13 protein-coding genes are annotated in these 19,605 nt (G+C 43.3%); 9 read left to right on the forward strand and 4 right to left on the reverse strand.

Annotated features, from left to right (window positions below; translation table 11 throughout):
• The first annotated feature begins 312 nt into the window (after positions 1-312).
• Positions 313-906: a hypothetical protein gene (locus tag OCV56_RS24575; RefSeq protein WP_086712090.1), complete on the forward strand. Its 594-nt coding sequence runs from the start codon at positions 313-315 to the stop codon at positions 904-906.
• A 231-nt stretch (positions 907-1,137) separates the two neighbouring features.
• Here OCV56_RS24575 and OCV56_RS24580 read toward each other — a convergent pair whose 3' ends face one another.
• Positions 1,138-1,347: a hypothetical protein gene (locus tag OCV56_RS24580; RefSeq protein WP_004731601.1), complete on the reverse strand. Its 210-nt coding sequence runs from the start codon at positions 1,345-1,347 to the stop codon at positions 1,138-1,140.
• Between the two features lie 952 nt (positions 1,348-2,299).
• Here OCV56_RS24580 and OCV56_RS24585 point away from each other — a divergent pair.
• From OCV56_RS24585 to OCV56_RS24610, 6 genes are all read left to right on the forward strand, one after another.
• A complete protein-coding gene (locus OCV56_RS24585) occupies positions 2,300-3,232 on the forward strand; it encodes a siderophore ABC transporter substrate-binding protein (protein WP_086712089.1) in 933 nt (310 codons plus the stop codon).
• A gap of 99 nt (positions 3,233-3,331) precedes the next feature.
• On the forward strand, positions 3,332-4,285 hold the full coding sequence (locus tag OCV56_RS24590; protein ID WP_086712088.1) for an ABC transporter permease: 954 nt from the start codon (positions 3,332-3,334) through the stop codon (positions 4,283-4,285).
• Positions 4,278-5,228: an iron chelate uptake ABC transporter family permease subunit gene (locus OCV56_RS24595; protein ID WP_086712087.1), complete on the forward strand. Its 951-nt coding sequence runs from the start codon at positions 4,278-4,280 to the stop codon at positions 5,226-5,228. The genes OCV56_RS24590 and OCV56_RS24595 overlap by 8 nt, the downstream gene beginning before the upstream one ends.
• A 12-nt stretch (positions 5,229-5,240) precedes the next feature.
• Complete coding sequence (locus OCV56_RS24600) at positions 5,241-6,005, forward strand: iron ABC transporter ATP-binding protein (protein WP_086712086.1); 765 nt, start codon at positions 5,241-5,243, stop codon at positions 6,003-6,005.
• Between the two features lie 271 nt (positions 6,006-6,276).
• Positions 6,277-7,302, forward strand: a complete 1,026-nt coding sequence (locus OCV56_RS24605; RefSeq protein ID WP_086712085.1) for an HD-GYP domain-containing protein — start codon at positions 6,277-6,279, stop codon at positions 7,300-7,302.
• A 40-nt stretch (positions 7,303-7,342) separates the two neighbouring features.
• The gene (locus OCV56_RS24610; RefSeq protein WP_228761236.1) at positions 7,343-12,283 is read left to right on the forward strand and encodes an ATP-binding protein; all 4,941 of its coding nucleotides are present in this window, start codon (positions 7,343-7,345) and stop codon (positions 12,281-12,283) included.
• Between the two features lie 121 nt (positions 12,284-12,404).
• Here the strand turns inward: OCV56_RS24610 and OCV56_RS24615 are convergent, their stop codons facing one another.
• A complete protein-coding gene (locus OCV56_RS24615; RefSeq protein ID WP_086712083.1) occupies positions 12,405-13,295 on the reverse strand; it encodes a LysR family transcriptional regulator in 891 nt (296 codons plus the stop codon).
• Positions 13,296-13,523: 228 nt separating this feature from the next.
• On the opposite strand from OCV56_RS24615, the gene OCV56_RS24620 reads away from it, so the two are divergent.
• Positions 13,524-14,699: an MFS transporter gene (locus tag OCV56_RS24620; RefSeq protein WP_086712082.1), complete on the forward strand. Its 1,176-nt coding sequence runs from the start codon at positions 13,524-13,526 to the stop codon at positions 14,697-14,699.
• Positions 14,700-14,916: 217 nt separating this feature from the next.
• Here OCV56_RS24620 and OCV56_RS24625 read toward each other — a convergent pair whose 3' ends face one another.
• Together OCV56_RS24625 and torT are read right to left on the reverse strand one after the other, a co-directional pair.
• Positions 14,917-15,372 carry a methylglyoxal synthase gene (locus OCV56_RS24625; protein ID WP_017064778.1) on the reverse strand — a complete coding sequence of 152 codons (456 nt, stop codon included), beginning with the start codon at positions 15,370-15,372 and terminating at the stop codon, positions 14,917-14,919.
• Positions 15,373-15,432: 60 nt separating this feature from the next.
• A complete protein-coding gene (torT, locus tag OCV56_RS24630) occupies positions 15,433-16,461 on the reverse strand; it encodes a TMAO reductase system periplasmic protein TorT (protein ID WP_086712081.1) in 1,029 nt (342 codons plus the stop codon).
• A 92-nt stretch (positions 16,462-16,553) separates the two neighbouring features.
• Between torT and torS the strand changes: the two genes are divergently transcribed.
• Positions 16,554-19,556 (forward strand): TMAO reductase system sensor histidine kinase/response regulator TorS, encoded by a 3,003-nt coding sequence (gene torS, locus OCV56_RS24635; protein ID WP_086712080.1) that lies wholly within the window; start codon positions 16,554-16,556, stop codon positions 19,554-19,556.
• Positions 19,557-19,605: the final 49 nt, after the last annotated feature.

Genomic DNA, 19,605 nt, shown 5'->3' on the forward strand with positions numbered 1-19,605 from the left:
CTCACGCACTTATGCAAATCGGATGCTTTGTATTCTGAATAGGTCATGTGTTTTCTCATTTCTCTCTGGTGTCTTTCATATGTAATTAACGACTCCTGTCTGGCGATATACCCTGTACGGATACTTTATGAATATTCATCGACAGAAACTTACCATTTAATGCCAAATAGTGTAAAAACCAGCCAAAAGATAAAGGGTTGAGTGAAATTAAGTCCGTACTTAGATGTAACCTAACAAGTTACCGAAAAAACGAGGTTAATAGTGGTATGATCGCGGGCTCAGCACCATAAGTTATAAAGAATAGGAAACAGAATGACTCACCTTACCGAACAGCAAGAAGCTGCAATGGCGACGTTTAAGGAAAACTTACACCTTCCAAATGGTGGTTTTCATAAACTGATTATCGAGCTAAGTAAGGAATATCAGCTGCCTTTTCAAAAGGTGCGTGCCGTTTTAAAGAAAGCTCAAAAAGACGTTGAGCGTCAAATCCGTGAAGATTTTCAGAGTGTTGATGAGGCAGTTCTTAGCCAAGCGAATTGGTTGAGCATCATTAAATCAAAGCTCATCGAACTGGCGGAAGACAACCAAACGGTGATGGATAAGCTGCAACTCAATCTGAAATATCAAAAGGTGTTGTCGGCGACCAATGGTTCAATCGCAAGTGAAGACGAGCGTGACGAATTGATTGAAGAGTTGATTCAAGCTTATGAGAAAGAGGTGTTTAAACCTTTACTGGCGATGCTGCATACAACAAAGCTGTATTGGAAGTTAATGCTGGTGGATGAGACATGTAAGATGAATGAGGAGAATCGTGAGAAATTCAGTGATTACCCTCAACACATGCAAGCTGCAGAACACTTATATACGCTGGATCAGAAGTTAAGGTCGATGCCGTTAACTTATTAGTCCATGAATGCACTGATAATGAGTCATTGGTGATTCAGAGTTCGATATAAGTTGGTTTCAATAGAAGCACGATAACCTAGCTAGCGTTAGCCGCGTGTGAAATGCAAAAAGGGCTAGGTTTCTGATCTGTTTTACTTCTACTCTAATTTGTTCTGCTAGAGCGAATTGAGGGTGACATCTTTTATATCTTTGGAACTAGGTGATGTTTCTTTTTGTCGCCTTTGGGAAATGCTATAGGAGTGTGAAATGTCCTAGGGTGTTTCCGTTGCCTGAAACGATAGTTCCGATGCTTTCTCGTTCATTAAATTCAAAGTCGATGAGATAACTGTGATGTTGTAGCTTGGGCAATATGTGGCGGTGGAGTATATCGCTATTGAGCTGTCGAATCTCGGTGACCCATGAAATTTCTTCTTTGTGTAAGTCTATTTTAATCTTGAGCATTTATTACCTTTTAGTTTATTGACTGTTTTTTCGCGTGATAGTTGGTACCAATGGGTTTGTCGTGTTGTTCTGCGTGACATAACTGTGCCTTGTGTTTATTACATTTATATTTAAGTAGTCGATCTATTTTGAATTCGCTAGAAAGAAAGCAAATGACGAATAGAGCGGTAGTAGGATCGAATTTAAAAGCTATTGAATGACTATCTAGGTGAAAGCTGACGCAGAGATGGTGTAACGAGGGAATCGAGAACTGTCTATGTGGAACTTGGACTTACTTTAGCATTAACAGCTCTATAGATCAGAGCCAGGTGGCGCACTATACGCCTAGTTGTTTAAATTACAACCCTATTTTTAATTAAATTTAAAATAACGTCGAATAAATAGCCATCACGTGTTGATCACTCAATCAATCTAAGGGTAGATGTTTTGTCAGCGCATTCGCTCATTGGATATAGGTAGTTATCGAGTCCATGTGTCTTTTGAATTTTTCGTATTTTCGTTATTAATAGCTTTAATTAAGTACCTGTTATACTGGGTTTTTACATTGTAAATCGAAAATGAAAACTATACGTATGGATTGCGTTTACAGGAATAGAACGCCTCTTTGAGCTTAAGACCGACAGACATCTTCGCCGTATTTTTCTTTGTCCAACTGTTCACTCTCTCTGTCTACACCCTTCTATGTTGCTGACTATCTCAATACTTCAAAGCGAAGCCTCGCAAAATATGAATAATCACTTTTACGTTTCTGAATAACAAAGTTGTTGTGTACCTTAAATACTGCAAATATTATTGATAATAATTCTCACTTGCGTTACAAGTTTGTTGTCAAATCAATGACAGACTTTAAATTATCGTTATTTAGCAGTTGTGTAGGCCCCATACTCACCTATGAGTAATCTGACTTTCATTGTCATGAGTGGTGGTTTGTCTCAATGGCAAAGGAAGAAACATGAAGAAAACAATCAATTCAGTTCGCCAGTTAGTGGGCGGGCTTGCCATCGTTCTTGCATCATCATTCATGATGACCGTTCAAGCGGAAACTGTGACCATTGAACACGTAAAGGGCACAGCACAGTTTGATGAAGTGCCACAACGAGTCGTTGTTCTTGGTTTTGGTAGCTTGGATGTGCTGGACAAAATCGGTGTGAAGCCAGTTGGTGCACCTCATAGCCTTATGCCTGATTACCTAGAGTCTTACAAAGAAACGACAGCAAACACTGGCTCGTTGAGCGAACCCGATTTTGAAGCTATCTACATGTTGAAGCCTGACGTTATCATCGCTGAAAACCGCATGCTTAAAGTTTACGACAAGTTGGCACAAATTGCTCCGACTATCATGTTCTCTATTGAAGGAGATAAGTACTGGGCTGATGCACAACAGAACTGGCGCTCATTGGGTGAGCTATTTGGTAAGCAGGCCGAAGTTGAAGCGATCATCAAAGAGACTCAAGGTTCAATCACGGCTGTAAATGACAAAGTAGCGTCTGACGAAACTTCAGCAATGATGCTAATGAACAACGGTAACAACATCGCGATGTTTAACAAAGGCAGCCGTTTCTCAATCATCTTTGATGACTTTGGTTTCGTGGAATCAAAGAGTGCAACAGTGGCTCCGATCAAAGGAACACACGGCAACCTAATCTCTTTTGAATATATTGCTGATGCAAAACCTGAAGTGCTTTACGTTCTTGACCGTGAGAAAGCGATTGGTAAATCAGAAGGACGCGCGCAGCAACTATTTGATAACCCACTAGTCGCGGCAACACCTGCAGCACAGCAAGGTAATATCGTTTATCTTGATTCAAGTGCTTGGTATCTGGCGGGTGGCGGTGTGACAGCCATTCACCGAATGCTGGGTGACATTGAACGTACGATTCAATAGTAACCACTAACCAGATTTTCGGGCTTATAAGAATGTTCTTATAAGCCCTTTTTCACTTTTTATACGAACTCCAAGAGACCTACCTTTAGTATTATTCCTATGTTGAAACCCATTGCAGCTGCTGTCTTTCTTGTCGTGTTGTGTGTTGCGTCATTGATGATAGGAGTCGCTGAAATCAGTTTTAGTGACTTCTTTAACGGCAACCAACACGCCAATTCTATTTATATCGTGAGTCGAATCCCTCGCTTGCTTGCCATCGTGCTCGCGGGAGCTGGATTGAGTGTTTCTGGTTTGATCATGCAGCAAATCGTACAGAACAAGTTTGCCGCGCCTTCAACGATGGGCACCATTGACTGTGCCATGTTGGGTTACATAGTCGGCATTTTAGTGCTAGGCAATGCTGCGCAATGGAGCTACTTAGGTTTCATCTTTGCGTTTGCAGTATTCGGCACCATGTTATTGGTTCGCTTCCTACAACACCTCAAGTTCAAGAATGCAGTATTGGTGCCCTTGATTGGTATCATGTATGGCAACGTGGTTTCAGCGCTGACGACATTTATCGCTTACAAGCACGACCTAGTACAAACCATGTCTGCTTGGACCATGGCGAACTTCGCGAGCGTATTGCAGGGCAGCTATGAAATCCTGTACCTTGCAGTTCCTGCTTGTATGTTGGCTTACTATTTCGCAAGTCAGTTCAGCGCGGCGAGTATTGGTGAGAGCTTTGCGAAAAATATCGGTTTGAATTACCAGAAGATCGTTTTCATTGGTGTTGCTCTTGTCGCTATCTGTGCTTCTTCTGTGGTGATGATTGTTGGCGTCATTCCTTTTCTTGGTCTGATCGTGCCGAATATTGTGTCGCTGATGATGGGCGATAACATGAAGAAAATTCTGCCTTGGACAGCCTACTGGGGCGTGATCTTGGTGTTGGCTTGTGACTTGTTAGCGCGAATCGTCATCTTCCCTTATGAGATTCCAATCTCTATGGTAATCAGCATTTTCGGTGGCCTGATTTTTATCTACCTAATCATGAGAGACAAGTCGAATGCGTGATTCAGTAAAAATCGCGATTCTGGCTATCGCGTCTTTGTGTATGACGGCCGTTTTTGTGGGACAAGGGCTAACCTGGGATAACTACGAGTTCTTTTTGTCTCTGAGACTACCCAAATTGCTGTCGATTGTATTGGCGGCGGTAGCGATTTCGGCATCGTCACTGGTTTTTCAAACCATCACTAATAATCGAATTCTAACCCCATCCATCTTAGGTTTTGACAGCTTGTATATGCTGGTGCAAACGGTACTTCTGTTTGTGTTTGGCAGTGCTAGTTTTTGGGTGATTGATTCAATCGCAAACTTTTCGATGTCTGTGACCGTGATGATCTTGTTCTCGTTTGTTCTGTTCCATTTCTACTTTAAGAGTAAGCGAAACAACGTGTTCACATTGCTTCTGATTGGCATCGTGTGTGGCAGCGTATTCTCGAGCTTAGCGAACTTCCTTGCGATGTTGATTGATCCGAACGAATTTGCGGTGCTGCAGAATGTGATGTTCGCAAGCTTCAATAACGTGAAAGGAGAACTGGTTTATCTCAGCCTTATTCCATTAGGTTTGAGCTTGCTTGGCCTGTGGCTGTTGGCTCCTAAGCTGGATGTACTTTGGCTTGGTGTTGATAACGCGACAAGCTTGGGCGTAAACACCAAGCGACTGACTCAGATTACTTTAGTGATTGTGTCAGTGATGGTCGCGGTATCGACGGCTCTGGTGGGCCCTGTGTTGTTCTTTGGCTTGATCACCGTTAGCTTAGCTCGCCAGATATTCAGATCTTATCAGCACCGTGTGCTTATCATAGCAAGCAGCTTGTTAGCGATCGTTCTATTGGTTTCTGGTCAATGGTTTATTGAAAAAGTGATGTCGTTTGAAACTACAGTGAGTGTGATCATTAACTTGGTTGGCGGTTTGTATTTTATGTTCTTGTTGTTACGCACCAGAATTCAGTAAAGGTAGTAAGTAGTGATTAAATTAACAGGTTTAAGTAAGAAGTATGGCAAGTCACTCGTGGTTGATGATGCCAGTGCCATGTTCCCGAAGGGAGAAGTGACTTCTATCATTGGCCCAAATGGTGCGGGTAAAAGTACACTGCTTTCAATGGCGAGCCGCTTAACAGAGAGTGATGCTGGTGAAGTTATTATTGGTGATAAGCTGCTTGCTGAGTGGGATACCAAAGAACTAGCGAAACACCTTGCTGTGCTTAGACAATCGAATAACATCAACATGCGATTTACGATTCGTGAATTGGTCTGTTTTGGTCGTTTCCCGCATTCTCAAGGTCGCTTGAAAGACGAGGACAACAAGATTGTTGATACAGCTCTAGAGCATTTAGGTATTACTGATATTCAAAATAAATACCTTGATGAGCTTAGTGGCGGTCAGCGTCAAATGGCATTCATAGCAATGGTTGTTGCACAAGATACGGACTACGTGTTCTTAGATGAGCCACTGAATAACCTAGATATCAAACACTCGGTGGAAATCATGCAGACGCTTCGTCGTTTGGCTCATGAGTTCAATAAAGCGGTGGTGATAGTGATTCATGATATCAACTTTGCTTCATGCTACTCAGATAACATTGTCGCGATGAAGAAAGGCAAAGTGGTTAAGTCGGGTAAGGTCTCTGAAGTGGTTGAAAAATCAGTGATGGAGTCTATCTACGAGATCCCATTTGAGATTCGCGAGTTCGATGGCGTTCGAATCTGTATGTATTACTCAGGTCGTTAGTCAGTCTATAGCAAGCGAAAAGAGCTCCCATATGAGGAGCTCTTTTTTAGGTTAGGAACCTAAGTTGCAAGGCTGTATTTATGATTTCCGTTTGACTTATAACCACTTAATCGACGTAATATTGACGTGTTGTTTTATCCAAAGTGATAGTTTGATGTCACTCGAAGATCTGCTCTTCACTTTTTAAAATCATTTGCCATTTTTTGTGCCTTGCCTTCCAAAATCGTTCTACACTATGGTTATAACTGTTTGATTTTTATACGAGGTATCAATGAGTCGTAAACCTATAGTGTTAGTCGTAGATGACACCCCGAGCAACTTGGATGTGTTAACAGCAATACTCAAAGATACCTATCAAGTCAAAGTAGCAATTAACGGTACCATTGGAATTAAGATTGCCAAGATGGTGCCTCAGCCAGACCTCATTCTCCTAGATATCATGATGCCTGACATTGATGGTTACGAGGTATGTCGTCAGCTGAAAGCTCAGCCAAATACGGCACATATACCTGTCATATTCGTTACTGCTAAGATCGGTCCAGAAGCCGAAGTGAAAGGGCTATCTCTAGGTGCTGTTGACTACCTGACGAAGCCAATTACACCTGAAATCGCGCTGCAGCGTGTGAAAACTCACATTACTCTTTATGACCAGCAACGCGCGTTGTTCAGTCAAGTAAAAGAAAAAACTCAAGAGATCAATCTGGGCAAGCTAGAAACCCTTAACATATTGGGTAGGGCGGCTGAATTCAAAGATAATGAAACCGGTATGCATGTAATGCGCATGAGTCATTATTGCGAGATCTTAGCCAAAGCTTTAGGTATGACAGATGAAGATGCTGAGACCTTACGTGATGCCGCTCCGATGCATGATATTGGCAAGATTGGTATTCCAGATAGTGTGTTACTCAAGCCAGGTAAATTGGACGCCGATGAATGGAGTATCATGCAGAAGCATGTCGAGTATGGTGTTGAGATCCTTGGAAGACAGAGCGACTCCAAGTTGATGCGAATGGCTATTCAAGTCGCGCAGTATCATCATGAAAAATGGGATGGCAGTGGTTATCCAAACCAGATTGCGGGCGAAGAGATCCCTTTAGTCGGGCGTATTGCAGCGGTCGCTGATGTATTTGACGCCTTAACAGCAGAAAGGCCCTACAAAAAAGCGTGGAGCGTCGATGAAGCGCTCGCCTTGTTTGAAGAGCAAAAAGGTAAACATTTTGACCCTCGAATTGTCGATTTACTGTTTGAAAACCTACCTCAAATATTAAGCATCAAAGAGCAATTTAAAGATGAGTGATCGCTTAACATCGGTATTTAATCGTTTTGTCCTTCCTTTTATGATCGTGTTATTTGCGTGGCCACTAACTCTTCGCACTACGTTGGCCGCTGAAGTTACTGAAGAACAGTTAAATCAGTGGTTAGACAACAAGCCAACCGTGACTTTTATCGCCCTTACTGACCATTATCCTTACTCTTTTATTGATGATGACGGAAAGGTTTCCGGGATCATAAAAGATTGGGCATTAGATCTTGAAACTAGATTCGGTGTTCAAACTCGATTTATCAGTGTGGGCTCGCGTGTTGAGGCGAAAGAAGCCTTGTTAGATGGGCGAGGCGATATTTTCCCATTTCAACAGTTTGATCCCAGTGAGGGTGGTCGGTTTCTTGCGAGTGAGCCGTATATTCCTTATCAGGTAGCCGTGATTGTCCCTATCGACAACAAAATTGATACTAACTTGGATCAAAATCATAAGCGCCGTATTGCCATGGTTAATGAAAATATTGACTTGGAGCGCGCAGGAGTCAGATTGAGCTCTGTTGAGAGAGTCGACTTTGAAAATGTTATTGATGCGGTACGAGCTTTAGGGGAAGGCGATGTTGAAGGCATTGTAGGTGAGCCCATCACCACCATGGATCTGGCAAAAAAGATTGGTGTTCATGATTTAGCGGTAAATTATGTTCTGGAGCATTGGAAAAGGTTAGAAGCATCGATGGTGGTTCGAACCGATGAATCAGAGCTGCTGACGCTAATAAACAAACAGATTGAAACCTTCGATGTGGGCAATAAGAACCAGATTCTATCAAAGTGGTTAGACAGTTCTCCTTATCGAGTGCCATTAAAGGGCGTATTCGGCTTTGGTAACCCTCCGTATATGTACCCAGATAGCACTGCAGTAGGGCTAGAGCACGATGTTCTTCAACGTGCTCTCAATGATATGGGATATAAGCTAGGTGACGTTGTCACTCTTCCTCCTAGCGCAGCTAGAAAAGCCATTGATAACAATAACTCGATTGCTTTTGTTTCAGGTGTTCAGTTTGATGACCCGAATGCCCATTTCTTGAGTGATAGCGTTCTTGATGTCGAGTTTGTTCCGGTTTCCCTCGCTCGACGTAAACTCAATCTTCAATCCCAGAAAGATCTGTCATTAGGTGCTCTATTGTATGACGACAGCTCACCAATTAAAAACTCTATTGAAGTACTGAGCGGTAAGTTAGACATCGAACATGTCGAAGATTATGAAAGTCTTGAATCAGCATTCTCACAGCTGAGGGCTCAAAACGTCGATCTGTTAATGGTCGAAAAGCGAGTGTTGAAATGGTTTATCACCAACACTCGCTTTATCGAAATGGCAGAGCTAGAGCTGCATGAAAACTACAAAGTTACGTATCCCATCTATGTAGATTTTAAGAGTAAAGAGCTTAGGGATAGCTTTAATGTAGCGATAACAAACCTTAAACAAACTGATGATGGTTTAAGCCAAATTATTGAGACCAATGTCCAGAATGACTTAAGTAAAGTGCTTAAGAAAGCGAGTATTATCGCGCAGATATCGGCCTATTTTATCGTCAATGACCGCTTTGAAGAGTTGTCAGAGATTTTTGAGGTTTTTGATACAGACAGCTCATTCCAAGTGATCACCGCTCAAGCTGATAATAGTAACCGTCCTATTAAGTCCTGGAACATCGGGAACTTAGTTGATGAGTACGGCGAGAAAAAAAACACCTCTCACTTTGCGTCGGTAACAAAGATAGCAAATTACCGAACCAAGGGAGGAACGATCAATTCTGGCTCGATGACTTTCTATTTTGATACTAAATCACTAGAACGAAACCACGTCTATTTTCCCGCGGTCGAGCAGTTTGATTCGTTTGGTGAATCGGCCAAACGCTATATCGCAGATGTGTATCAAGCAAACAATTTAATTGGCGAGATTTTAAATTTAAGCCCAAAAGAAAGACAATGGATCAAAGATAACCCAGATGTGAGGATAGGTATCGATCCAAACTCTCTCCCTTATGAGGCGGTATCAAATACCGGAGAGTATATCGGGATGATTGACGATTATTTAACGCTTATTGAGCAAAAAACAGGGTTAAGTATTAACCATGTAAACGTTGAAAGTTGGTCTGAGACTCGAAGCTTGGTTGATCATCATGAGGTGGATCTGGTCTCTGCTGCTCAAGAAAATCGCTCGTTAGGAGATAACGTCAAAGCAGCTAAAAGCTTGTTTTCGAGTCGTTTAGCCATTGCATCGAGAAGAGACGTTAGTAGCTTGGTACTTGAAGAAGCTGATGGTTGGAAAATCGGTATCTTGAAGAATGCGGCAAATACTAACGCGATTTTAGATAAGTACCCGAAAGTTGAATGGGTAAAGGTAGATTCTACGGAAGACGGGCTCAACAGATTAGATAATAAAACCTTAGATGGCATGATCGATACGGTCGATGTCCTCAACTATCTCATTGACTCATTTGGTCACAGAGAGATCGGGATTATCGGACGACTTGATTTTTTCCTCTCACCAACCTTACATGTCTCCAAGTCTCAACCTTTGCTTTTTTCCATTGTGAATAAAGCGATTGAGGGGATTTCTGCTGAAGAGCATCAACAGATATCAGCGAAGTGGGCGGCACCAAAAGCGATAGAGAGAGTCGATTACGAATTGGTTTATACCATCTCCGCTTTTTCTTTACTCATCGTTCTGCTTATTGTTTTCTGGAACCGAAAACTTGCTAAGCAAATTAGTATTGCCAATGATGCAACAGATGCACTGAAGAAGGCTCAAGAACAGCTCTATAACATGTTAAATAGCTCCCCAATTGCCGCTGCTGTCGTATTTGAAGAGAAGGTTCGTTATGCGAACGACACAGCGAAGCGCTTGTTTGGGGTTGAAGACCAAGTACTCTCCTCTATCGACGTCGTTTCTATTCACGACTCTTTAAATGTCCGTGACGCAATACATAATGAGCTTAGCCTCAATGGTAAGGTTGAAAACAGAGAGTTGGTACTTAGGAAGTCTGATGGTACTCGCTTTGTTGCGTTAGTCAGTTACTATTTGTTTGAGTTGGATGGTGAAGTCGCCACGCTGTTCTGGGCATTCGATATCTCTGAGATGAAGCACCTTAACGAACAATTGGAAGAAGAGAAAAAGAGAGCCGATTTGGCGAGCCAAGCTAAATCTGAGTTCCTAGCCAATATGAGCCATGAGATAAGAACACCAATGAATGCCATTATTGGCTTGTCTTATCTGGCGATTGGCGAAATATCTAACCCTGTAGCTCGAAATTATATCGAAAAAGTGCATCGTTCAGGTCATTCGTTACTCAGCATAATCAATGACATCCTTGATTTCTCTAAGATAGAAGCAGGGCAACTTGTTATTGATAACATTCCGTTTGACCCCGTGACGACCTTTAATGATGTGATTGAGCTGATGGAGTCGAAAGCGGCTGAGAAGCAACTCAATTTGTCGATGGTTATTGACCCTGAGTTAGACTCGCCGTTGCGAGGTGACCCATTGAGGTTGTTCCAAGTCATTCTTAACCTTGTTGGTAACGCGATTAAGTTTACGGAAAAAGGCAACGTGGCATTAACGGTGGACCTTGTCGAGTCTAGCGATAACAGCCTGACCATGAAGGTGAGTGTGATGGATACCGGGATAGGCATCTCGGATGAGAATCTTCACAAGCTGTTTGAAGCCTTTAGCCAAGCGGATAGCACAACGACCCGTCGGTTCGGTGGTACGGGGCTTGGGCTTAACATTAGCCAGAAATTAGTGCACGCGATGGGTAGTCAAATTACTGTGGAGAGTGTTTACGGGCAGGGCAGCGAGTTCTCATTTGTGCTGACATTGCCACGAGCAAGCGGGGATGAGTTAGCCGACTTTAAAGCCCAAGAGCTGCAGTTGGATTATCAGATAGAGTTCAAAGGGCAAAGAGTACTATTGGTTGAAGACAATGAGCTGAACCAAGATCTAGCCTTAGCATTTTTCAGTCGTTCTAAATTGAATGCGGATCTTGCTGAAAACGGAAAGGAAGCGCTGGAATTAGCTCAAAGTAACGACTACGAGATAATCTTTATGGATCTTCAAATGCCGATTATGGATGGCTTTGAAGCAACCCGTTTGATTCGCGAGTTCGATACAGATGTACCGATTGTTGCAATGTCGGCCAATGTGTTTGCCGATGCGAAACAACGAGCGAGGGAAGCGGGTGTAACCGACTTCTTGGATAAGCCAATTGTTATTGATAAAGCGATGTCTTTGATTACGAGGTACATTGTTCCTGAGGTGCTAGTAGAAGGTCGAGCGCCATCTGACTCGTCTTCACATACGAAACAGACTGATGATTCGAATGATAGTGCGGGATTAAACTCTGATGCCTCAATTGAGCCACCTATTTTCTCTCAGTCGAGATTTGAGCAACTGACTTATCATGATGTGAGACTGCAAGCCAAGATGCTTAATAGGTTCTGCCAAGGCGCGCCAGATACGATTTCGGAAGCTTCCGATAACTTAGAACAAGGCGATTGGGAAACGTTAGAGCGTAATCTACATACTTTAAAAAGTATGGCTGCTTCGATTGGTGGATTACGATTAGCTGAACGACTCAGTGATTTAGAACACAAGGCCCATAATAAGGCGTGTAATGAACAGGACCTTAAACAAAGCGAACTTGGCTTAATGGAACTTATGAATGTGCTGGAGTGCCACTTTGATGAGTCTAATGTTTACAAGCGTGATGTAGACGAAGTTGACTTCGAAGCTGTAGATGCAGAAGAGGCAAGTACTACTGATACATCGGACTCAGATTATATAACTCAAGAGCAACGCTCAGAGTTGTTATCGCTGCTCGAAGCCTATGATAACGATGCTACACAATATGTGGCTGAGTTACTCGTGCAGTATCCACATGCTGCTGTGCTTAAAGACATTCAGAGTGCATTAGATAATTATGATTTCGAGCGAGCCAGTGAGGTTATAAGCTCGTTGGAATAAGCCCCTTGGCATAAGCCGTTTTGCTTATTAGGTATGTAACAATTGCTGTTTTATAACCAGCTCTTCAATATTAAAGCCTTTAACCTTTTCTGGGTTAAAGGCTTTAATTTAATCAACGTTTCTAACCACTCACATTCTGTTTGATTAAATCGATCACGGTATCGTATCGATGCGGCAGCTTTCGGTTTCTCTTCTGAACCAAATACAGTGTTTCTTCAACTTCTACCTTTGGCGGCACAACGTGTAGCTTGTCTCTTTCTGGGAAGTGCTCAACCGCGCCAGCCGGTAATACAGTAAAACCTAACCCTTTTGAAACTGGCAGCAAGATTTGGTGAAGCTGATTGATGTAGCCAGATCTTGGTATCTCATTAACGTTGATGTTCGCTAAGTCTTTGTCTCCACACAGGTCGAAGTACAAAGAGAGGTAGTGCGCAGAATCTGGGTGCGCAATCAGCCCGATGTCATTCAATACTTGCGGTGTAATTTCTATATCAGCAAGGCTGTGGTGGACGATAAGGCACAATGCTTCCTTGCCGATGACTTGGCTTTGGTAGTAGCTGTCGTTCGGTGAATGCCGAACAATGCCGATATCGGTAGTCCCTTCGATTAGGTCATTCAATATCTTTTTGTTTGGAGCTGCTTCTAAGTTGATGCTGAGCTCTTGGTGTTGTTGCTGAAGTTCAAGAAGCTTGGGATATAAGCGTAATGAGAGTGAACCTGAACATGATAGGTGGCACTGGCCTGAATAAGGATTATCAAAGCTGAGCGATTCAAAAAGATCTTCTTGGTCTTTCTCTAGTTTGAGCGCATAGCGATACATAATGCGACCTTGTTCGGTCAGCTCGAAGCTTTTATTTTCTCGAGAGAGCAGATCACAATGACAAGCTTGTTCTAGCTTTTTGATATGTTGACTGACCCCAGGTTGTGTCATGTACAACTTTTCTGCCGTTTGGGTGAAATGTCCGACTTCAACCAGAGTCTTAAATGTATTGAGCCAAAGTGGATTGATCATGCCCAGCGTCCAAAGTCTAAATAACAAAAAATTATTATTATCTCTAGTAATAATAATTTCAACTCTGATGTCTAAAGTAACGCCGATCAAAGTCAATGTGTTGCTATATACCGCTATTGGTCTATTGGTCTATTGGCCGCGGTGTCGAGTTCCTATGAGTAACAAAGTGTTGCGACTTTGTTGAATTTTTGGTCTATTGACCAACTGTGCTCATACTTAGGAACGAAGATGAATAGAAATGTTTGGCTGCTCTCACTGTGTCAGGCTTTGTTGATGACGGGTAACATATTACTGATCTCTGTGATTGGTTTGATCGGTAAGCAGATTGCGCCCAGTGTCAGCATGATTACTTTGCCGGTTGCACTGCAGTTTTTGGGTTTGATGGCTGCCACTATTCCAGCGTCTTTAATTTCGGGTAAATTAGGGCGAAAACGAGGGTTTAGTATTGGTAATGTAGTCGGCATTACAGGGGCAAGCCTTGCAACTTACGCACTGTCTCAACAACATTTCTATCTGTTTTGTTTCGCTACGTTCTTACTTGGGATTGGCATAGGTTTTGGTACGCTTTATCGTTTTGCTGCAATCGAAGTGTGCGATGAAAATGCTCGTCATCGAGCGATCTCTATCTCTATGGCTGGCGGCGTTTTAGCTGCGGTGTTAGGGCCAAATTTGGCGATTATGTCTCAACAGTGGTCGCAAGATGGCTTGTACATCGGTGCTTTTGCGTCTTTGATTGGGTTGAACATTCTTGCGTTACTCATCTTACAAACCATTCAGTTTCCTAAAGTCTCTTTTAATAGTCAGGCTCCTAAATCCGATCCTCTTAGTGTAATAGTGAAAGCGCCCAACTTTATCGGTGCTGTGTTTGCTGCAATGGTCGCTTATGCGGTGATGAATATCTTGATGACAGCAACACCATTGGCAATGATTGGCTGTGGTTTTGACTTTACCAAGGCGGCGGGCGTCATTGAGTGGCACGTGCTGGGCATGTTTGTACCTGCATTCTTTACTGGTTCTCTCATCGAGAAGTTTGGATCAAGAATGATGATCCTAGCGGGAGGAGTGCTGTTTGTTGTCTGCATCGCGATCAACATTCATGGAGAATCGATTTGGCACTTCAGAGCGGCTTTAGTTCTGTTGGGTGTCGGTTGGAATTTCATGTTCATAGCAGCAACGGGGCTATTTAGTCAGTCTTACCAATCGCAGAATAAAGCGAAGGCACAAGCGTTTAATGAATTTATTGTCTTTGGCTGTGTGACTATTACCGCCATGCTTTCTGGGTGGTTAGAATCGACAGCAGGGTGGCAGAACCTCAATATCTATGTCTTACCGTTCGTATTAGCCGTTATCTTAGTGTTCGCGTTCAGTGCACGTAAATCACGCATTCAAAAACAACCAGTGTAAGGACTAGTTGAACCGCCTGAAAATTGAACGTAATGCTACGATAGCCTCTCTACAGTGCTAATGATGCTACCAAAGCACAGTCAAAAAAGGTTCATCGTGGCTTTCTCTAGAAAGCCGTGACGAACAAAAAAAGCCAATAACAAAGGTTACTGGCTTGCTAAAAATCGTCGTTCTATTTTGGGATGAAGCCGTTTAGCTATTGATAGTTCACACAGCTTTACGTGCGTTCAGCTAGATACGCTTCGTAGTCAGGGATCTCGATGATCACTTCTTCTTCAAGTAGCGAAGAGTTAAACAGGAAGTTAGCGGTAGCGCGGTTGGTTGCTACAGGAATGTTCCAAACACTTGCGATACGAAGCAGTGCTTTTACATCTGGGTCGTGTGGTACGGCATTAAGTGGATCCCAGAAGAAAATCAGCATATCGATTTTGCCTTCAGAGATAAGCGCGCCAAGTTGCTGGTCGCCGCCCATAGGGCCACTGATCATGCTCTTAATCGCCAAGCCCGTCTCTTTACTCAGTAGAGAACCTGTTGTGCCTGTTGCGTAAAGGAAGTGCTTTTGTAGTTTTTCTTTGTTCTCTTTAACCCATCTTAGTAGCTCAGGTTTGAAGTGGTCATGAGCGACCAAAGCGATATGCTTGTGTGTTGGCATAGTGCGCGTTGTTTTTTGCATGGATGTTCCCTAAATTGTTGTTTCGTTTTTATTGTTTTGATTTCTTCAGCCAATATAGCACTAAGGATTCACACTGAATACCGGGCGAAACTCAGAAGGTGACAATGAGTCGGCGATAATTTGATCTTTGAGTGTTGCAGGGGTCAGCGCTTCGATAGTCGGTGCGCTGTGTTTTTCGTATGGTTGGCCGCGTAAGTAACTCGTGGCTTGTTTCACCGATAAGCGACCTTGCTCAACCATTTTATCTGTTGGCGCAAAAAGTACCTTGTGACGAAGTAAGCCGCGGTAAGTGCCGTGGCTTAAGTAACTTGAAATTAAGCCTATCTCTTTGGTTTTATCGGCCGCTCGTAGCTCACTGATTGCCGCTTCAATTGCGACTGCACTTCCGACTATATATTGGATATCCGGCTGCTCGATCACCTGTTGAACTAGGTTTCTTTGAAGCTCTTTATCGTTATCGGCCCAATAGCTAATTTCGATTTTGATATCGCTCGACTTGATCGCATCATAAAAGCCAAGTGCTACAGGCTTAGTGCCGCCACTCGCTTGTGGGCCAAGTAACAGGGCGATAGGGGTTTCTCCAGAGCCTGTTGGATGAAGCTTCGCTAGATACTCACCCACTTGAAAGCCCATCTGATACCAATCGACACCAACCGTACCTTTCAGTACTTTTTGTTGCTCTTTGCTTAACGTCAATTCATTCACTGTCGCAAACACAGGTGTGGAGCCAACCCAGTCTGTGAGGTTATCGTGATAGGCGTCTGGTGATACAGTGCCCAAAATAATGGCATCGGCACCCCATTGTGTGCACAGCACCAGTTGCGAGGCTTGTTTACCAATATTTGGATAGCCGCCAGCTTCCAATACTCTCAATTCGACTTGCTGCTTTTCTGCTTCAGAGATCATTCCGTAGTTAACAGATAACCAATAAGAGTCTTTTAGGTGCGGATAAATGGCACAAATTTTCTCTTTGTGTGATGTGGCTTCGGCAGGCTTGATTGGGCTCAAAAGCTCACTAGCACTTGCGACCGTAGTCACTGAGGCCAGTAATGAGAGAAGAATTTTTGAAGCTAAAGGTCTAGATAGCATGAATTGCCGTTTTATTGGTTTTAGATAAGAAACACTGCAAAATATAGCGTATTCTGCATGGGTAAAGAAGAACGTTTTAAGGTTTAGAGTTTATGTTGTTAGCTTCAGCGAGTATTGGACGCAAGCTGCTGGCCTCATTCCTAGTGATGGCTCTGTTGGTTCTATTGTCTGCATTGATCGGTGTTTCTGGTTTTAGCTTTGTAGCAAAAACGGAAAGAAATGTCGTTGATTCGGCGCTTCCTGCCATGATCGAGGCTCGTCAGGTTTCTGAGTTGAGTAATCGTATTATTTCGTCAGTACAAACGCTTTCTAATGCGAGAAACGAGGCCGAACGAAAAGAGGCTGGCACTGTACTATTTGACCAACTTGAGTCGCTTCTTCAGCATATCAAAGATCTTGGCGTCGACAGTTTTGATTCCCAGCTTCTCAATAAACTTGAAAACAACGTTCAAAGCGTTATTAACACACTGGCTGAGCTGGGTGTATCGGTTGAGCGTAAGCTTTGGTTAAGCAAAGAGCTGTCGTCTCGTGTCGAAGAGATGCGCCTATTGGCCGAAGAGCTAGAACAGCTGACAAGAACCCAAGTTTTGAACACGGCTACCATCGCCGTTGCTAACGTAACGCACATCTACGACCTGCTAGAAACCAAAGAAACGGACAAAGCCTACCAAGCCTTAGATGCGCTTGTTGAGGTTGACCTTGATTTGTCCGAGCGCTTGCACGAGTTGCATTTACTGGCGTTCAAAATGCTTAATCAAATTGAAGAAACGCAGACGCTTACCAACGTTGAGCGTATTCATCAAATCCAATCTGAGTTTGAATCCAATCTAAGAATCATGGCGCGCCGTGTTAAAGCGGTCGAAGATCCTACTCGTTCAGCGCAGATGTCTCAGCTTCTTGAAGAGCTAAGAAAGCGGCAAGTCGTGTTTGATATTTCGTTAGAACAATATGAGAACACCAAGAAGTCAGAGTTTCTGATGCAAAAGACGCTAGAGCTGTTCTCTCAACTGAATACGACAGTTAACCAACTGGTTGATGACTCAAATCGAAGCACCAAGAAAGCGGTTGATGAGCTGACCAGTACACTGAATTTGGCTCAATGGTCGCTGTCGGTTATTTCGGTTATTGGTTTGGTTATTGTTGCATTTATCGTGTGGCGAGTGGTGTATATCTCGGTTGTTAAACGTCTTACGGAATACTCATCTGCGCTGATGTCTATTGCACAAGGCCGCCTAAATATTGATATCTCAGTTAAGGGTAATGATGAATTGGCTCATATGGGTGAAGCTATTATTACGGCCAGAAATACCGCACAGGCACTGCAAGTGGTCGCGGTGGGTGAAGCAAAAGCGAAACGCGAACTCGAAGAGCACAAAGAGCATTTAGAAGAGTTGGTCACAGACCGAACCTATCAACTGCAAAAGACCAATGAGAAGCTGAATATTGAGGTGGGGAACCACGCTAAGGCTCGTAACGCCGCAGAACAAGCAAGCCGCGCGAAATCCGCGTTCCTTGCGACGATGAGTCACGAAATACGAACGCCGATGAACGGTGTGTTAGGTACTGCAAGGCTGCTCAAAGACACAGGGTTAAACCCGCTGCAATCAGGCTATGCTGACATCATTAACCGCAGCGGTAAGAATCTACTCGCGATTTTGAATGATGTGTTGGATTACTCAAAGATTGAAGCCGGGCATTTAGAAATACGCACAGCTTCGTTTGATCTTCATCAGATGGTTCAAGACACCTATCAATTGATGGAAGGGCGTGCTGCTGAGAAGAAGCTAAATTTTGATTTCTATATCGAAAGTGACGTGCAACGCTATTGGCGTGGTGACGTAACACGAATCAGCCAAATCTTGAACAATTTAGTCGGTAACGCGATTAAGTTTACTGAAAGTGGCTCGGTCGATATCTTTATCAGCTTAGATATCGAAGATGAAAATCGTGTCATGTTTGAAGTGTCAGATACCGGTGTCGGAATTGACGTAAGTGAACAAGCTTGTTTGTTTGATGCCTTTACTCAAACTGACAGTGGTCGCAACAAAACCGGTGGCACGGGGCTTGGATTAGCGATCAGTAAAAGCATCATGTTGGCAATGAATGGGGATATTGGCGTTCATTCCGAAGAAGGCGAAGGTAGCCAGTTCTGGTTCTCGTTGCCACTTGAAGTCGGGGAGAAGATAGAAACGAAAGTACCGGTCATTGAAGCTTGTATTCGAGCGAAGGTACTTTTGATAGAAGACAATCCAGTAAACTGTATTGTTGCGGAAGGCTTCTTGAATAATTTAGGTCACGATGTGGTCATCGCGACAACAGGACAAGGAGCTCGAGCTATATTCAGGGAACAAGAGTTCGATATTGCGCTGGTGGACATCAACTTGCCTGACTGCGATGGGGTCGAGTTAATTCAACAACTCAAAGATGATGTGCTCCAGCATGAAGATGAAGAAGGCGCAACACGCAAAGCACCCCCTATGATCGCAGTATCTGCTCATGTGTTTAATGAGGAAGTAGAAAGCTATTTGGCGTCTGGCTTTGACGGCTTCCTGCCAAAACCTCTTGAGAAAGAGGCGCTTGCAAGGCTTGTTGTGACTCAGCTTGATGGCAAAACCTTGCTATTACCACAACCGGATCCTAACGATTCAATCTGCCAGCAGAATAATCTAGGGTATTGTGAAAAGCGCACCGGGAGCGAGCTAGTAGTCGAAACAAAAGCTGAACATCCAGAGCAAGGGGAAAGTCCTGTGACCAGTATTGATAGCAAAGTGATAATTGATAACAAAGTGATTGAAGGTGATTTGTCTATTCTTGGTTTGGACAAGATGAAGCAGATTGTTGGGCTATTTGAACAAAGCAGCCTTGAGACGTTAAAAGAACTGGTTGATGCCAACGATGCGGAGAACGCTCGTGAAGTAAAATCGCTGGCTCATAAGCTAAAAGGGTCAGCAGGGAGTTTGGGGCTGTTAGCCTTGTTTGATGTGTGCAAGAACATTGAGATTAGCAGCGACCCATTAACGCAATACAGGGATAGCTCTGAAAATTTAACTGAGCTGGTTAAAGACTCTCTGACAGCACTTCAGCAACATGTCTGATGCACACTGTTCCTCGCTGCAATTAGCTTTTTAGGTTGAGTTTAGATCT

The organism is Vibrio gigantis, from assembly GCF_024347515.1.
GTDB lineage: Bacteria > Pseudomonadota > Gammaproteobacteria > Enterobacterales > Vibrionaceae > Vibrio > Vibrio gigantis.

What these genes read in the sequence shown, in the direction of transcription:
- OCV56_RS24620 (WP_086712082.1), top strand. Translation starts at nt 13,524, where the DNA reads ATGAATAGAAATGTTTGGCTGCTCTCACTGTGTCAGGCTTTGTTGATG.
- OCV56_RS24605 (WP_086712085.1), top strand. Translation starts at nt 6,277, where the DNA reads ATGAGTCGTAAACCTATAGTGTTAGTCGTAGATGACACCCCGAGCAAC.
- OCV56_RS24580 (WP_004731601.1), bottom strand. Translation starts at nt 1,347, where the DNA reads ATGCTCAAGATTAAAATAGACTTACACAAAGAAGAAATTTCATGGGTC.
- OCV56_RS24575 (WP_086712090.1), top strand. Translation starts at nt 313, where the DNA reads ATGACTCACCTTACCGAACAGCAAGAAGCTGCAATGGCGACGTTTAAG.
- torS (WP_086712080.1), top strand. Translation starts at nt 16,554, where the DNA reads ATGTTGTTAGCTTCAGCGAGTATTGGACGCAAGCTGCTGGCCTCATTC.
- OCV56_RS24590 (WP_086712088.1), top strand. Translation starts at nt 3,332, where the DNA reads ATGTTGAAACCCATTGCAGCTGCTGTCTTTCTTGTCGTGTTGTGTGTT.
- OCV56_RS24595 (WP_086712087.1), top strand. Translation starts at nt 4,278, where the DNA reads ATGCGTGATTCAGTAAAAATCGCGATTCTGGCTATCGCGTCTTTGTGT.
- OCV56_RS24625 (WP_017064778.1), bottom strand. Translation starts at nt 15,372, where the DNA reads ATGCAAAAAACAACGCGCACTATGCCAACACACAAGCATATCGCTTTG.
- OCV56_RS24585 (WP_086712089.1), top strand. Translation starts at nt 2,300, where the DNA reads ATGAAGAAAACAATCAATTCAGTTCGCCAGTTAGTGGGCGGGCTTGCC.
- OCV56_RS24610 (WP_228761236.1), top strand. Translation starts at nt 7,343, where the DNA reads ATGATCGTGTTATTTGCGTGGCCACTAACTCTTCGCACTACGTTGGCC.
- OCV56_RS24615 (WP_086712083.1), bottom strand. Translation starts at nt 13,295, where the DNA reads ATGATCAATCCACTTTGGCTCAATACATTTAAGACTCTGGTTGAAGTC.
- torT (WP_086712081.1), bottom strand. Translation starts at nt 16,461, where the DNA reads ATGCTATCTAGACCTTTAGCTTCAAAAATTCTTCTCTCATTACTGGCC.